This window comes from Pseudomonas sp. NPDC089752 (assembly GCF_044748725.1).
GTDB lineage: Bacteria > Pseudomonadota > Gammaproteobacteria > Pseudomonadales > Pseudomonadaceae > Aquipseudomonas.
Map to the genome: position 1 here is coordinate 1 of NZ_JBIVGP010000023.1, position 14450 is coordinate 14450.

13 protein-coding genes are annotated in these 14450 nt (G+C 63.1%); 5 read left to right on the forward strand and 8 right to left on the reverse strand.

The window, feature by feature from the left end:
• From ACIPZF_RS24860 to ACIPZF_RS24880, 5 genes are all read left to right on the forward strand, one after another.
• Window positions 1–1610, forward strand: a 1610-nt coding sequence (locus tag ACIPZF_RS24860) for an acetolactate synthase large subunit (RefSeq protein ID WP_400804389.1), incomplete at its 5' end; no start/stop codon positions are given.
• Between the two features lie 131 nt (window positions 1611–1741).
• Window positions 1742–2296: a UPF0149 family protein gene (locus tag ACIPZF_RS24865; protein ID WP_400804392.1), complete on the forward strand. Its 555-nt coding sequence runs from the start codon at window positions 1742–1744 to the stop codon at window positions 2294–2296.
• Between the two features lie 121 nt (window positions 2297–2417).
• Entirely contained in the window at window positions 2418–3041 is a 624-nt protein-coding gene (locus ACIPZF_RS24870; RefSeq protein WP_400804395.1) for a glutathione S-transferase family protein, read from the forward strand.
• Window positions 3042–3068: 27 nt separating this feature from the next.
• Window positions 3069–5096, forward strand: coding sequence for a pyridoxamine 5'-phosphate oxidase family protein (locus tag ACIPZF_RS24875; RefSeq protein WP_400804397.1), 2028 nt, complete (start codon window positions 3069–3071; stop codon window positions 5094–5096).
• Window positions 5097–5160: 64 nt separating this feature from the next.
• On the forward strand, window positions 5161–6057 hold the full coding sequence (locus ACIPZF_RS24880) for a LysR family transcriptional regulator (protein ID WP_400804400.1): 897 nt from the start codon (window positions 5161–5163) through the stop codon (window positions 6055–6057).
• Here the strand turns inward: ACIPZF_RS24880 and ACIPZF_RS24885 are convergent.
• From ACIPZF_RS24885 to ACIPZF_RS24920, 8 genes are all read right to left on the reverse strand, one after another.
• On the reverse strand, window positions 6045–6923 hold the full coding sequence (locus ACIPZF_RS24885; RefSeq protein WP_400804403.1) for an aldose 1-epimerase: 879 nt from the start codon (window positions 6921–6923) through the stop codon (window positions 6045–6047). The two genes, ACIPZF_RS24880 and ACIPZF_RS24885, sit on opposite strands and share 13 nt — an antisense overlap.
• Complete coding sequence (locus tag ACIPZF_RS24890; RefSeq protein WP_400804405.1) at window positions 6923–7834, reverse strand: EamA family transporter; 912 nt, start codon at window positions 7832–7834, stop codon at window positions 6923–6925. Before ACIPZF_RS24890 ends, ACIPZF_RS24885 begins: the two co-directional genes overlap by 1 nt.
• A 162-nt stretch (window positions 7835–7996) precedes the next feature.
• A complete protein-coding gene (locus ACIPZF_RS24895; RefSeq protein ID WP_400804408.1) occupies window positions 7997–9277 on the reverse strand; it encodes a TRAP transporter large permease in 1281 nt (426 codons plus the stop codon).
• Window positions 9278–9805, reverse strand: a complete 528-nt coding sequence (locus ACIPZF_RS24900) for a TRAP transporter small permease (protein ID WP_400804411.1) — start codon at window positions 9803–9805, stop codon at window positions 9278–9280.
• A gap of 65 nt (window positions 9806–9870) precedes the next feature.
• Window positions 9871–10842 carry a TRAP transporter substrate-binding protein gene (locus ACIPZF_RS24905; RefSeq protein ID WP_400804414.1) on the reverse strand — a complete coding sequence of 324 codons (972 nt, stop codon included), beginning with the start codon at window positions 10840–10842 and terminating at the stop codon, window positions 9871–9873.
• A 65-nt stretch (window positions 10843–10907) separates the two neighbouring features.
• On the reverse strand, window positions 10908–11783 hold the full coding sequence (locus tag ACIPZF_RS24910) for an SMP-30/gluconolactonase/LRE family protein (RefSeq protein WP_400804417.1): 876 nt from the start codon (window positions 11781–11783) through the stop codon (window positions 10908–10910).
• Between the two features lie 29 nt (window positions 11784–11812).
• Window positions 11813–12619, reverse strand: a complete 807-nt coding sequence (locus ACIPZF_RS24915; RefSeq protein WP_400804419.1) for an NAD-dependent epimerase/dehydratase family protein — start codon at window positions 12617–12619, stop codon at window positions 11813–11815.
• Between the two features lie 127 nt (window positions 12620–12746).
• Window positions 12747–13988 (reverse strand): OprD family porin, encoded by a 1242-nt coding sequence (locus ACIPZF_RS24920; RefSeq protein ID WP_400804422.1) that lies wholly within the window; start codon window positions 13986–13988, stop codon window positions 12747–12749.
• Window positions 13989–14450: the final 462 nt, after the last annotated feature.

Sequence of the window (14450 nt, forward strand, 5' to 3'; positions counted from 1 at the left end):
TGGAAAACGAAGGTGTCGAGTATGTGTTCGGCATTCCTGGTGAGGAAAACCTCGACCTGCTGGAATCCCTGCGCAAGTCGAAGATCAAGCTGGTACTGACCCGCCACGAGCAGTCCGCGGGCTTCATGGCCGCTACCTATGGCCGTCTGACCGGCAAGACCGGCGTCAGCCTGTCGACCCTGGGCCCTGGCGCGACCAACCTGGTGACCGCCAGTGCGTACGCCTACCTGGGCGGCATGCCAATGATGATGATCACCGGCCAGAAGCCGATCAAGAAGTCCAAGCAAGGCCGCTTCCAGATCATCGACGTGTGCGGCATGATGGACCCCATCACCAAGTACACCCACCAGTTCGCATCGGCCGACAACATTCCTTCGCGCATGCGTGAGGCGTTCCGCCTGGCCGAAGAAGAAAAACCGGGTGCCGTGCACCTGGAGCTGCCAGAAGACATCGCGGCCGAGCAGACCGATGCCATGCCGATCCCGCGCAGCCTGCACCGCCGCCCGCTGGCCGAGCACGTGGCCATCGAAGCCGCCATCGAGAAACTGCGCAATGCGCGCAGCCCAATCCTGGTAATCGGTGCCGGCGCCAACCGCAAGATGACCGCCAAAGTCCTCAAGCAATTGGTCGACAATACCGGTATCCCGTTCGTCACCACTCAGCTGGGCAAGGGCGTGGTCGACGAGCGCAGCCCGCGCTTCCTCGGCAACGCTGCGCTGTCGTCCGGTGATTTCGTACACCGCGCCATCGAAGCCGCCGACCTGATCGTCAACATCGGTCACGACGTGATCGAGAAGCCGCCGTTCTTTATGGTTCGTGGCGGTACCGAAGTCATTCACATCAACTTCCGTTCCGCCGAAGTCGATGCCGTGTACTTCCCGCAGGTTGAAGTGATTGGCGACATCGCCAACGCCGTCTGGCAGATCGGCGAAGGCCTGGGCGACACTTCGCACTGGGACTTCACCCGCCTCATGGCCATCCGCGAAGCCAACGAAGCGCAGATCGCCGAAGGCGCCGACGACGACCGCTTCCCGGTCTATCCGCAGCGCCTGGTTGCCGACATCCGCCGCGTGCTGCCATCCGAAGGCATCGTTGCGCTGGACAACGGCATCTACAAGATCTGGTTCGCCCGCAACTACAAGGCGCACAAGCCCAACACAGTGCTGCTCGACAACGCCCTGGCGACCATGGGCGCGGGCCTGCCGTCGGCCATGGCGGCGCACCTGGTGTACCCGGACCGCCCGGTGATTTCGGTGTGTGGCGACGGCGGCTTCATGATGAACAGCCAGGAGCTGGAAACCGCAGTTCGTCTGGGCATGCACGTCACCGTGGTGATCCTGCGTGACGACGGCTATGGCATGATCCGCTGGAAGCAGGCCAACATGGGCTTCACCGATTTCGGCCTGGACTACGGCAACCCGGACTTCGTCAAATACGCCGAAGCCTACGGTGCCAATGGCCACCGTGTGGAAAGCGCCGAAGGTTTGCTGCCGCTGCTCGAGCACTGCATCAAGACCCCAGGCGTGCACGTGATCGACTGCCCGGTCGATTACAGCGAGAACGACCGCATCCTCAACAGCGAGCTGCGTGAGCGCGCGCTGGCGGTTTAAGGCTTAAGGGCTTTTTCGCGGGCGGTCCGAGGTCGGACCGCCCGCGAATGCTTATGTACAGGCAACAAATTCCTCACGCCAACCCCCATGTGCTAGGGTGCACGCAAATCTTCACCCCAGGACACCCGCACATGCTCCCCGCGCTCAGCGACAAAGAACTCGACCGCCTCGAAGACCTGCTGATCACCTACGGCAACGACTACTCGGTGCTCAACCTGGCCGAGCTCAACGGTTTCTTCACCGCCCTTGCCAGCTCCCCGGCGAGGATCAACCCCGAGCATTGGCTGCCTGCAGTGGCCGGTGGCAAGGTGCCGAAGTTCAAGAAACCTGCCCACGAAGAAGCCTACACGGCGTTGATGCTGCGCTATGCCAACCAGGTAGAGGAGCAGCTGGCGAATGACCTCGAAAACTTCGAACCACTGTTCGAAGAAAGTGAAGCCGAGGAGGGGCCGGCGATCATCATGGAAGAGTGGTGCTTTGGCTATATGCGCGGCACCCAGGTTGCAGAATGGGGCGCGCTGCCCCCTGAGCAGGACCAACTGCTGAAGGCCATATCGCTGCATGGGCTGGAGGACAACTTCGAGTTGCTCGATGCCATGAGTTTCGACGAGTTGCAGGCGTGTGTGCCGCACGTGATCGAAGCGGCCAAGGGGCTGTATCGCCACCAGAAGCAACAGCGCCACTGACAGGAATTATTTCGACTGGCGAAATTATGATCTCCCCGCGGCGCTGATTCTGTTGTTTACCGAATCAGCGCAGCATGTGTTCCAGCAGCACCACCCCGGTGCCACCCCTGGAGCGCAGACCATGATCAAACTCTACAACTTCCCCAAGTCCGGCCACGCCCACCGTATCGAGCTGATGCTGTCGCTGCTCAACCTGCCCACTGAGCTGGTGTTCGTCGATTTGGCCAAGGGCGCCCACAAGCAGCCCGAATTCCTCGCTCTCAACCCGTTCGGCCAGGTGCCGGTGATCGATGACAACGGGACTGTTCTCGCCGATTCCAACGCCATCCTTGTCTACCTGGCCAGCACCTACGACAAGAGCGGCTGCTGGCTGCCCCACGATCCACTCGCCGCAGCCAAGGTACAACGGTGGTTGTCGGTCGCCGCCGGACCGCTTGCCTTCGGCCCTGCTGCCGCCCGCCTGGTCACGGTGTTTGGTGCCTCGTTCAACACCGATGAAGTGATCGGCCGCGCCCACACCCTGCTCAAGGTGATGGACACCGAACTGGCCAAGACGCCGTTCCTGGTGGGCAGCGAGCCGACCATCGCCGATGTCGCCAACTACTCTTACATCGCCCACGCCCCCGAGGGCAATGTCTCACTGGAACCTTACCCCAACGTGCGTGCCTGGCTGGCACGGATCGAAGCGCTGCCGGGCTTCGTTGCCATGCCACGCACCGCTGTGGGCCTGCAAGCCAGCGCCTGAGCCGCAACCCAATCGAGGAATGCCGCCATGCAACAACGCCCAGCCCCTCGTACCTCGCCCTGGCACGCTGGCGAGAAGCGCCTGCAAGAGCAGGTCGGTGTAGCACAACGGATGGAAGCGTTCGGGCAAAAGGTCATCCGTGACTACATGCCCGACCAGCACCGCGAGTTCTATCGGCAACTGCCATTCCTGGTTGCCGGTGCTGTGGACGCAGACGGCAAACCTTGGGCGACGTTGCTTGAGGGGGCAGAAGGCTTTGTCAGTTCCCCTGACCCGCAGCAACTGCTGATCGACACCCCCCTCACCAGCGAAGACCCAGCAACGCCCGGCCTCGCTGCAGGTGGCGCCATCGGTTTGCTCGGCATCGAACTGCACACCCGGCGGCGCAACCGCATCAACGGGCTGATTGGCGGGGTTACCGGTAACCAGCTGCAAGTGAACGTGGAGCATGCCTTCGGCAACTGCCCGCAGTACATTCAGTTGCGCGCCTACACCCGTGTCGATGAACCGGCGCAGGGGCGGCAGGATTCGTTGACCTTGAGTGCCGAGGCGATGGCGATGATCAGCAACGCCGACACGTTCTTCGTCGCCAGCTACATCGACCACGAAGATGGCCATCGTTCGGTGGATGTATCGCATCGCGGCGGCCGGCCCGGGTTCGTCAAGGTCGAAGGTAACCGCCTGACCATCCCCGACTATGCCGGCAACCTGCATTTCAATACCCTCGGCAACCTGCTGGAGAACCCGCAGGCGGGGCTGCTGTTCGTCGACTTCAGCAATGGCAACGTGCTGCAGTTGACCGGGCGCGCCGAGGTGATACTCGACAGCCCGCTGATCAAGGCATTCGAAGGTGCCGAGCGGCTGTGGACGCTGGAGGTCGAACAGGTCGTGCTGCGACCCGCCGGTGTGTCGCTGCGCTGGGCCTTCGAGGGATATGCACCGACCAGCCTGATGACCGGCACCTGGGCCGAAGCCGAGCAGCGCCTGCAACAGCAAGAACGGCAGCGCCAGTGGCTGAGCTGGCGGGTAGAGCGGGTTGAGCAGGAGAGCCGCGATATCCGTTCGTTCTACCTGGCCGCCGAGGCACCCGTGACATTCGCCCCAGGCCAGCACATTCCCGTGCGCCTCCCTTTTGGCGACACTCCGTTGATTCGCACCTACAGCCTGTCCTGCGCACCGTCGGACGGCCATTTGCGTATCAGCGTCAAAGCCCAGGGCCCCGCATCACGTTACCTGCATGAACGGGTGGGCGTAGGCGACCGGCTCGATGTGCGCCTGCCCATGGGCAGTTTCACCCTCCAGGACGACAGTCAGCGGCCCATCGTACTGATTGGCGCAGGCGTGGGCATCACGCCACTGATCGCCATGCTGCGTGACCAGCTGGCTCGGCAGCAGGGTCGACGGATTCACCTGTTTCACGGCGCCCGCAGCCTCGCCGAACTGCCGTTCCAGCAAGAGCTGAGCGGCTTGCGCGAACAGGCCGGCGACCTGTTGAGCATCCATCGCTCACTGAGCCAACCAGAAGCCGACGCGGTGCAGGGCCTGGACTACGAGCATGCCGGCCGCCTCGGCATCGAGCAGGTCAAGGTGGCGCTGGCGTTGGATGACTATGACTTCTACCTGTGCGGGCCTTCCAGTTTCACCCAGGACCTGTACGAAGGGCTGCGTACCGTGCATGTGCCGGATGCACGCATCCATGCTGAAGCGTTCGGCCCTTCGACGCTCAGGCGCCGTACCGACGATAACCAACCGACGCTGCAGCAGCCACCGGCAGCCAGCGAGCCGGTACCGGTGTATTTCGCAAGTTCCGCCAAGGAGGCCCGTTGGGCGCCGGACAGCGGGACCTTGCTGGAGCTGGCCGAGGCCCGTGGCCTTTCCCCGGATTTCAGTTGCCGAGGGGGTTCATGCGGTACATGCAAGACCAAGGTGGTGAGCGGGCAGGTGCATTATCCGAACCCGCCGGCTGAGCTGCCGGAAAGCGGTACGGTACTGATCTGCTGTGCAATACCGGCCAAGGTGGAGGAGGGTGCACAAGCGCTGGTGCTGGACCTGTGAGCGGGCAGCACAAAATCTGCAGATAACCGATAATCCCTCCCACCCCCGCCAGCCAGGAGTCGGCATGGACCAGATCCACCTGATGAAGGTCTTCGTCGCCGTAGGCGAACTGGAAAGCTTCGCCGCCGCCGCCCGCCGTCTGGACATCTCGCCAGCGGCGGTCACCCGGGCCGTCAGCGCCCTCGAAGAACAGCTCGGCGTCAAGCTGCTGCTGCGCACCACGCGCAGCGTGCGCCTGACCGAGGCGGGTGGCCGCTACCTGGAAGACACCCGCCTCATTCTCGCCAGCATCGCTGAAGCCAACGAGGCCGCCGCCGGCATCAACGCCACGCCCAAGGGGGAGCTGGCAGTGACCGCGCCGATCCTGTTCGGCAAGAAGTTCGTCATGCCCTGCATCGTCCGCTACCTGCAGCAGTACCCCGAGGTGGACGTGTCTGCCTACTTCCTCGACCGTATCGTCAACATGGTCGAGGAGGGCATGGACGTGGCCGTGCGCATCGGCCCGCTGCCCGACTCCGGCCTCAAGGCCCTGCGTGTGGGCCGGGTGCGGCGCATGCTCTGTGCTTCCCCTGAATACCTGGCGCGGCATGGCGTGCCGCAGCATCCGTCGGACTTGCCGGAGCATGCGGTGATCGCCACCACCAACCTGTCGCCTCGTGCGGGTTGGCGGTTCGGAGTAACCGACGAACCTACCCTGGTGCGCATGAAGCCCAGGCTTACCGTGACCAGCAACGACGGCGCAATCGCGGCGGCGGTGGGCGGCTTGGGAATTGCCCGGTTACTGTCGTATCAAGTGGTCGATGAAATCGCCAGCGGGCAGCTGCAGGTGATCCTCGCCGAGTATGAGGAAGCGCCGTGGCCGATCCATGTGTTGCACCGGGAAAGCAAGTACGGTTCGGCCAAGGTGCGCTCGTTCGTCGATTTGCTGGCGCAGCAGCTACGCAGCCATCAGCTGGACTGAATCGCGGCGTATTGCAGGCTGAAGCCCAGGTTCAGTTCCTCCCCTTGCTGCAATAAGCGCAACCCCGGCCGCCCTGGCAAATGATGGGCATTGATCGGGTGGGTGACCGGCTCGAAACAGAAGAACGTTTGCTCCTGCGGGCAGTACAGCAGGAAGTACTCCGCACCGCTGGCGGTGCACTCAAGCCGATACCCGGCACTCGGCTGCTCGATGACGCATGCGCCTGCCCAGCCGCTGAAAGCATGATCGACTGCGCTCCCAGGCAGTTCGCGCAAGATATCGAAATGCCAGTCTGCAGGGATCGCAGCGTGGCGCGATGGCAGCCGCCCGTGCTCGCCCAGCCATACCTGTCGCGCGGTCACCTGCAACTGCGTGTCGGGGTAGCGCGGGAAGTAGGGATGCAGCCCGAGCCCATGCCACATGGCGCGCTCATCCAGATGAACGACCTGCAGGTCGAGGCGCAGGCAACCTTCATGCAGGTGCACATCGAGCGTGGCCCGATAGGCGAACGGCACCTTGCTATCCAGGTGCAATCGCGCGCGTCGTTCACTGTGGTGTTCGACCTGCCAAGCCTGTTGCCAGGCGCTGCCATGGATCGGATAGGCGTCATGATCGGTGTTGGGCGGCAATGCCAGCCAGCCAGACGGGCAGGCGAATCCGCCTTCGGCAATTCGATTGGACCAAGGGACCAGCGGATAGCACCCCAGCCGCCTGGGACTGCCACTGGCCATTGCGGCCTCGTCGGCATGGCGCAGCAGTGCCTGGCCGGTCGCCTTGACTTGCCAATTGGCCAGGCTGGCGCCCAGGCCAGGGGCAACGCTCAGGCGGGTCAGGCGGTCTTGCAGGTGTAGCAGCGGCACCGTCATCAAAGCCTCCGATAGGTAAGCAGCACGATGCCGCACACCACCACGGCACCGCCCAGCAGCTGCATGCCACTGAGCTGTTGGTCAAGCAGCGCCCAGCCCAGCAGCAGCGTGGCGATAGGCTCGACGTTCATCACCGGCGCGTTCTGCGCCATGTTCAGCCTTGGCACGCAGACGAACAGCAAGGTAAAGGCGATGCCATACAGCACCACCAGACTGGCCAGTGCCGTCCAGCCGTTGCCACTGGAAGGCAACGCCAGGCCGGACGGCATTATCCCGCTGGCCCCCGCCACCAGCATGCTGGCGAACACGATCAGCAAGGTCAGCAGGCTGCGCACCGGGCCGCGCACGGCGGCCAGCTTGTGATCGGTGATCCACAGTGCGCAGGCGAATACGCAGGCTGCGCAGAACGCTAGGCTCACCCCCAGCAGCCAGTGCGGGTTGGTTTCGCCACTGCCGGCCAGGTGTGCCGGCACGTCCAGTGCCAGCACCAGGCCACACAGAATCAGGCTCATGAACAGCACCGTGCGGCCGCTCGGGCGGCTGCCGCCGAGCGCCCAGGTCAGCAGTGCCAGCAGCATCGGGAAGGTATTGTCGACCAGCAGCGCCAGGGCCACCGGTATGCGGGCGACCGCCGAATAGAGGCACAGGCTCTGGGTGGCGATCAGCAGGCCTAACAGCAGTTGCCAGCGCCGCGCACCGCTCGGCAGACCCAGCGGCTGGCGCTGCCACAACACCAGGCTGGCCAGCACCAGGAAAGTGATGCCAGAGCGACAGAGGATGGCCAGCAGCACGCCGGTGTCATCATCGAAGGCAATGCGTGCGGCGATGTGGTTGCCGGCGAACGAGCAGGCCAGCAGCGCCAGTAGCGCGACTGCCAGCTTGCGCGGAAAGAGAGGAATAGCGACAGCCATTTGCATGATCCATTTGCAGGAGAAACTGGGGGCTGCTTTGCAGCCCATTCGCGGGCGGTCCGACGTCTCGGCAAGCCCGCTCCCACAGGAGGTGTGCAAATCAGAGCCTTGTACAAAACCTGTGGGAGCGAGCTTGCCCCGCGAATGGGCGCCAATGCAAAACTACAAAACCACGCTCGGCAACCACAGCGAAATCGCCGGGATGTAGGTCACGGCCATCAGCACCAGGAACAGCGCCAGGTAGAACGGCAGCAGGGCCTTCACCGTGCTCTCGATACTCACCTTGCCGACCGCAGACCCCACGAACAACACCGCACCCACCGGCGGCGTGATCAGCCCGATGCCGAGGTTGACAAGCATGATCATGCCGAAGTGCACCGGATCGACACCGATGCCGGTGATCACCGGCAGCAGAATCGGGGTGAGGATCAGGATCAGCGGCGCCATGTCCATCACCGTGCCCAGCAACAGGAGCATGAAGTTGATGCACATGAGGATCACGTAGCGGTTATCCGACAGGGTCAGAAACGCTGTGGTGATCTTCGACGGGATCTGCATCAGCGTCATCACATAGCCGAAGCTGGCGGCGAAGCCGATCAGGATCATCACGATCGAGATGGTGCGCACGGTGCGCTGCATCAGCTTGGGCAGGTCGCGCCACTTGTAGTCGCGGTAGACGAACATGGTCACGAAGAACGACCACACCACCGCCACTGCGGCCGACTCGGTGGCAGTGAACACGCCCGAGAGAATGCCACCGAGGATGATCACCATGGCCATCAGCCCCCACAGCGCCTCACCGGCGATCTTCAGCGCCTGGCGCAGCGGGATCACCTCACCCTTGGGGTAGTCGCGCTTTTTCGCGAAGATCAGGCACAGCCCCATCATCACCGCGCTCAGCAGCAGCCCGGGCATGACCCCGGCCATGAACAGCGAGGCAATCGACACCGTGCCGCCCGCCGCCAGCGAATACAGCACCGAGTTGTGGCTGGGCGGGGTCAGCAGCGCCTGCACCGAGCCGCTGACGGTCACCGCCGTGGAGAACTCGCGCGGATAGCCCTTGCGCTCCATTTCCGGGATCAGCACCGAACCCACCGACGCGGTATCGGCCACCGACGAGCCGGAGATCGCGCCGAAGAAGGTCGAGGCCATGATGTTGACCAGCGACAGCCCGCCGCGCACGAAGCCCACCAGCACCCCGGCAAAGGCCACCAGCCGGCGCGACATACCGCCCTCGGCCATGATCGCCCCGGCCAGCACGAAGAACGGAATCGCCAGCAGCGAGAACTTGTTAACCCCACTGGCCACCTGAATCATCATCGCCTGCAGCGGGATGTCGATGTACCAGGCGCCGATCAGCGCCGACAGGCCCAGCGCATAGGCCACCGGCATGCCGATGAGGATGAGCACGATGAAGCTGCCCAACAGAATGAACGCATCCATTTACGCAGCTCCTTCGTTTTCTTCGACCAGGTCGAAGCGCACTACCTTGCGCTGGCTCTGATCGCCCAGCAGGAGTTTTTCCAGCACGAAAATCAGGGTCAGCAGGCCGCCGACCGGGATCGGCGCGTAGCTCATGCCCACCCGTACGCTCGGCAGCGAGGCCATGTACTGGTTCCAGGTGGTGATGCACAGCTTGGTGCCGTACCAGGTCATGAACACGCACACCAGAATCATCAGCACCTGCACCAGCAGCCCGACCAGCTGGCGCTGAAGCGGTGGCAAACGGTCGGTGATCATCGCCACCGCCATGTGCGCGCCGGCGCGGTAGCTGGCGGCGGCGCCGACGAAGGTGAACAGCACCATCAGCAGGATCGACACCGGCTCCGGCCAGCTGGAGCCGGTGCCGAGCACGTAGCGGGCAAAGATGCCCCAGGGGATGATCAGCGACATGGCCAGGATCGACAGGCCGGCGACCCAGATACAGCCGCGGTACAGCGTATCGTTGACGCGCAGGAATTGCGTTTTCATAGGCATCACCAAAGCGGCAGGGCGACGGGCGTCGCACTGCCGAGGTCATCTTGGAAGGGGCGGGATTACTGGACCGCGTCGATACGCTTCATCAGGTCGGCATACTGCGCGCCGTACTTTTCGCGCACCGAGGCGGTGGCGTCATAGAACGGTTTCTTGTCGACGCTGATGAACTCCACGCCTGCGGCCTTGAGCTTCTCTTCACTGGCGGCGGACTTGGCGTCCCACAGCGCGCGCTCTTCCATCTGCGCTTCGCGGGCGACCTTTTTCACCAGCACCTGCTGCTCGGGGGTGAGCTTTTCCCAGGTGGTCTTGGACATCACCACCGGCTCAGGCAGGATCAGGTGGCCGGTGAGGGTGTAGTACTTGGCGCTCTGGAAGTGGTTGTGTTCGAGCAGGGTCGGCGGATTGTTCTCGGCCCCGTCGATCACCCCGGTCTGCAGGGCGCTGAAGATCTCGCCGGTGTCCATGGCGATGCCGTTGCCGCCCATGGCGTTCATCATGTCGATGAACAGCGGGTTGCCCTGCACGCGGATCTTCATGCCCTTCAGGTCCTCCAGGCTGCGCACCGGTTTCTTGGTGTAGATGCTGCGCGAGCCGCCGTCCATCCAGGCCAGGGCCACCAGGTTGAATTCGGAGTTGGTGATCTTGTCGAGGATTTCCTGGCCGATGTCACCGTCGATGATCTTGCGCATGTGCTCATGATCGCGGAACACGAACGGCATGTTGAACACGTTCACATCCGGCACCACCGGGCCGACTATCCCCAAGCTCACGCGGGTCATCTGCACGGCGCCGATCTGCGCCTGTTCGATCACTTCCTTTTCCGAGCCGAGCACGCCACCGGCGAACATCTTGAAGGTGATTTCGCCATTGCTGGCGGCTTCGAGCTTCTTGCCCATGTTCTGTTCGGCGACCACTGTGGGGTAGCCGGCCGGGTGAATCTCGGCGAACTTGATGTCCAGCGCGTGGGCCGGCAGGGACAGGCTGAAGGCGAACGGGAGTGTGGCAAGAAGCAGCTTGCGTTTGAACGTCATGATGAAACTCCGTGTTTTTTATTATCTGGTTTCGGTCGTGTCGGTGCAGGTACGGCAGTGTGTGTTCAGCCCCGCCAGGCAGGTTCCTCCAGGCCTTTGACGCCAAGCTCGAAGGCAAATACCCCGCCGGCCAGGGGCTGGTCGCCGAGGTCGATGCCCGCAGGGCGGATCGAGGTGACGAACAGGGTGTCCAGTTGGGCGCCGCCAAACGCGCACATGGCGGGCTTTTTCACGGGCAGGTTGAGCGAGCGGTCAAGGCGGCCGTCCGGGGTGAAGCGGTGCACCTGGCCGGCGTCATTGCCGCAGATCCAGTAGCAGCCGTCCTGGTCGATGGCAGCGCCGTCCGGGCGGCCAGGGAAGGCCCGCATGTCGACGAACAGCCGCTGGTTGTAGGGCGTGCCGCTGTCGATGTCGTAATCGAACATCCAGATCTTCTGTACGTTGGGGTGCGAGTCGGACAGGTACATGCGCGTGCCGTCCGGGCTGAAGGCCAGGCCATTGGGCACGATCATGTCTTTGAGTTGCAGGTGCAGCGCGCCTTCGCCGTCGACCCGGTAAAGCCCGCCGACATGGGCGCCTTGCTGCATGTCCATCAGCATGCTGCCAGCCCAGAAGCGGCCCTGGCGGTCGCAGCGTCCATCGTTGAAACGCATGCCTGGTTCAGCGTGCTCGACGCCACACACCAGTTGGCTTTCGAGCCTGCCGTCGGCCTTGGTCCGCAGCTGGAAGATGCCGCTTTCCATCCCCGCTACCCAGCCCTGGCGGGTGCGAGCGATGCAGGCGATCATCTCATCGCCTTGCCAGACCTGGTGCGCGCCATCCTGCCAGCGGTGCAGGTGCCGGGCGGGGATATCGACCCAGTACAGCGCCTGTTCTTCGGGGTGCCACACGGGGCTTTCGCCGGTGCCGTTACGGGCGTCGACGATCAATTCGCAGTGCATGGTGCAGCCTCCTGGCAAAGCGTTTGAGGTCAGTCGAACGGCCCGGCGGCGACAAAGGCGCCGCCCTGATAGACCATGCTCGGGTCGTTGGCGGCTGGCGCCGGTTGTGCTTCCACGGCTTCGCGGAACACTTCGGAGGTGTCTTTAGGCTGATAACCCAGGTGCTCGGCATGCCGGTTATCCCACCACACCGTGCGGTTGTCCGAGGCGCCGTAAACCACGGTGTGGCCGACGTCAGGCGTGAACAGCCCGCGCTCGATCAGCTGGGTAAGGTCGTCGTAACTCAGCCAGGTGCAGAGCATGCGCGGGTTCTGCGGGTGCGGGAACGACGAGCCGATGCGGATGCTGACGGTTTCGATGCCATAACGGTCGAAGTAGAAGCTGGCGACATCCTCGCCGTAGCATTTGGACAGGCCGTAGTAGCTGTCCGGCCGGCGCTGGGCGTGGGCGTCGATGTGCTGGTCCTGGCGGTAGAAGCCGATCACATGGTTGGAGCTGGCGAAGATGATCCGCTTGACCCCGTGCTTGCGCGCCGCCTCGTAGATATGGAACACACCGCAGATGTTGGGGCCGAGAATGTCCTCGAAGGCATGCTCGGTGGACACGCCGCCAAAGTGGACGATCGCATCGACGCCTTCGACCAGCGCATGGACCGCAGCCTTGTCGGCGAGGTCGCAGGGAGTGACTTCTTCATGGGGCCCGGCAGCGGGGGCCATCGGGGCGATATCGGAAAGGCGCAGCACTTCGGCGCAGCCGCTCAGGCGTTGGCGAAGGACCTTGCCCAGGCCGCCTGCCGCTCCGGTGAGCAGCAGGCGCTTGAAGGGGGTGATAGTCATGGCAATCTCATTGTTGTGTTTTGTTGTAGGTTGTCATATGACTGCACTGAATTATCGGCAGTGGTTTATGTACCTGTCAATGTCGTAGGCGTTGCATTTCGTCACTGCCCGGTGACAAATCCGCGGGTCACAGAAGCGACAGCGGGTAATTGAAGATCAGCCGGTTCTCATCGAACTCGTTGTTACTGTAATCCCGCCGAATCGAGGAGTTGCGCCACTTCACGCTCAAGTCCTTGAATGGGCCGCTCTGGATCACGTAGGCGAGCTCCGACTCACGCACCCACTCCTTGCCATCGGTCACCGCCCCGGTATGCACGTCCTTGCCGCTGATATACCGGTTCATCAGGGTCAGCCCCGGCACGCCGAGCGTGACGAAGTTGAAGTCATGACGTACCTGCCACGAGCGTTCGTTGGCGTTGTCGAAGCTGGAGTTGTAACTGTCGTTGGCCAAGGTGCCGCCGCTGGTGCCGTTGACGCGCATCCAGGTATTGCCATCGACCTTCTGCAGGCCCACCCAGAACGTGCTGCCGCCGTACCGGGCCGAAAACATCCCCGAGTAGGTCTTGTTGTCCAGCTTGCCGGCCCGCTCGGCGCCGTCTTCGCCACCGTTGAAGTAGCCCAGGTTGGCGCCGAAGGTCCAGCTGCCCACTGGCTGGCTGTGGCTCAGTTGCAGGTACTGCTGCTCGTAGACGTCCTTGAGCACGGCATTCCACAGCCCGACCAGGGTGCGGTCCTGGTTGAATTTGTATTCGCCGCCGACGAAGTTGAACCGGTCCGACAGCGCTCCGCCGTAACTCATGTCGTCCATGCTTGCGTCGTTGCGCGGGCTGTTGCCACGGAACTGGCCGCCATACAGCGTCAGCCCGGCGATCTCATTGGACGTTACCTGCCCACCGCGGAATGTCTGCGGGAGTGAGCGGCCATCGTCGGAGCGCAGGATCGGCAGCACCGGCATCCACTCGCCGATCTTCAGTTCGGTCTTCGAGATCCGCGCCTTGCCTGCCACCGCCAAGCGCCCGTAGTCATCCGCCGGCCGCCCATCGTCATGCCGCGGTAGCAGCGCCGTGCCATAGGTGCCGCCACCGCCGTCGAGCTTCACCGACCACAGCCCCAGCACGTCCACGCCAAAGCCGACTGGCCCTTGGGTGAAGCCCGAGCGGGCATCGAGGATGAAGCTCTGCGTCCACTCTTCGGCTTTGCTCTGCGGGTTGGCAGGGTTGGTGAAATTGCGGTTGATGTAGAAGTTGCGCAGGCCCAGGGTGGCCTTGCTGTCCTCGACGAAACCCTCGGCCAGGGTTACGCCCGGTACAGCGCCGAGCAGGCCGGCGCCGAACAGCGCGAAAGGCAGGGTTCTTTGGCAGATTTTCATTATTGTTGTGCTCCACAAAAGGGTGTGGCTGCCCGTCCACCGGGCACGCGAAAGCGGCCTGCGGCAGGGGCGGGTGGGTAACGGGCCGGTCAGGGCCGGGAGGGTGAAACAGGGTTTACGACGCTAGGTGGCCGTAGGTGTTGGTATGAGGTACAGGCGTGGCTGTGGCGTGGAGGATGTCGACATGGGGGCTCGTCCGCTGATTGTTGTTTTTGTTATGTGTTGTCGTACAACTTCTGGGTTTTTAGCAACCGCCGAGAGAGATGTCAACGCGTGCATGGGTATCGAGCGGCGCCACTCAGCGTACCTGATGCGCGGGGACGCTCTAGTCCGGTCCCTACGCATTTCTTGAGAGATGCTACGACTAAGGTCGTAGTCTTCAATTTACGTTTGGTTGTGGTCGTTCTGATGTTTGAGTCATTCAAATCGACCTAAATCCATTAACTCATGGCTTATGACAAT

Excerpts from the sequence above, each read along its gene's own strand:
- ACIPZF_RS24865 (WP_400804392.1), top strand. The coding sequence starts at position 1,742 with ATGCTCCCCGCGCTCAGCGACAAAGAACTCGACCGCCTCGAAGACCTG.
- ACIPZF_RS24870 (WP_400804395.1), top strand. The coding sequence starts at position 2,418 with ATGATCAAACTCTACAACTTCCCCAAGTCCGGCCACGCCCACCGTATC.
- ACIPZF_RS24875 (WP_400804397.1), top strand. The coding sequence starts at position 3,069 with ATGCAACAACGCCCAGCCCCTCGTACCTCGCCCTGGCACGCTGGCGAG.
- ACIPZF_RS24880 (WP_400804400.1), top strand. The coding sequence starts at position 5,161 with ATGGACCAGATCCACCTGATGAAGGTCTTCGTCGCCGTAGGCGAACTG.
- ACIPZF_RS24885 (WP_400804403.1), bottom strand. The coding sequence starts at position 6,923 with ATGACGGTGCCGCTGCTACACCTGCAAGACCGCCTGACCCGCCTGAGC.
- ACIPZF_RS24890 (WP_400804405.1), bottom strand. The coding sequence starts at position 7,834 with ATGGCTGTCGCTATTCCTCTCTTTCCGCGCAAGCTGGCAGTCGCGCTA.
- ACIPZF_RS24895 (WP_400804408.1), bottom strand. The coding sequence starts at position 9,277 with ATGGATGCGTTCATTCTGTTGGGCAGCTTCATCGTGCTCATCCTCATC.
- ACIPZF_RS24900 (WP_400804411.1), bottom strand. The coding sequence starts at position 9,805 with ATGAAAACGCAATTCCTGCGCGTCAACGATACGCTGTACCGCGGCTGT.
- ACIPZF_RS24905 (WP_400804414.1), bottom strand. The coding sequence starts at position 10,842 with ATGACGTTCAAACGCAAGCTGCTTCTTGCCACACTCCCGTTCGCCTTC.
- ACIPZF_RS24910 (WP_400804417.1), bottom strand. The coding sequence starts at position 11,783 with ATGCACTGCGAATTGATCGTCGACGCCCGTAACGGCACCGGCGAAAGC.
- ACIPZF_RS24915 (WP_400804419.1), bottom strand. The coding sequence starts at position 12,619 with ATGACTATCACCCCCTTCAAGCGCCTGCTGCTCACCGGAGCGGCAGGC.
- ACIPZF_RS24920 (WP_400804422.1), bottom strand. The coding sequence starts at position 13,988 with ATGAAAATCTGCCAAAGAACCCTGCCTTTCGCGCTGTTCGGCGCCGGC.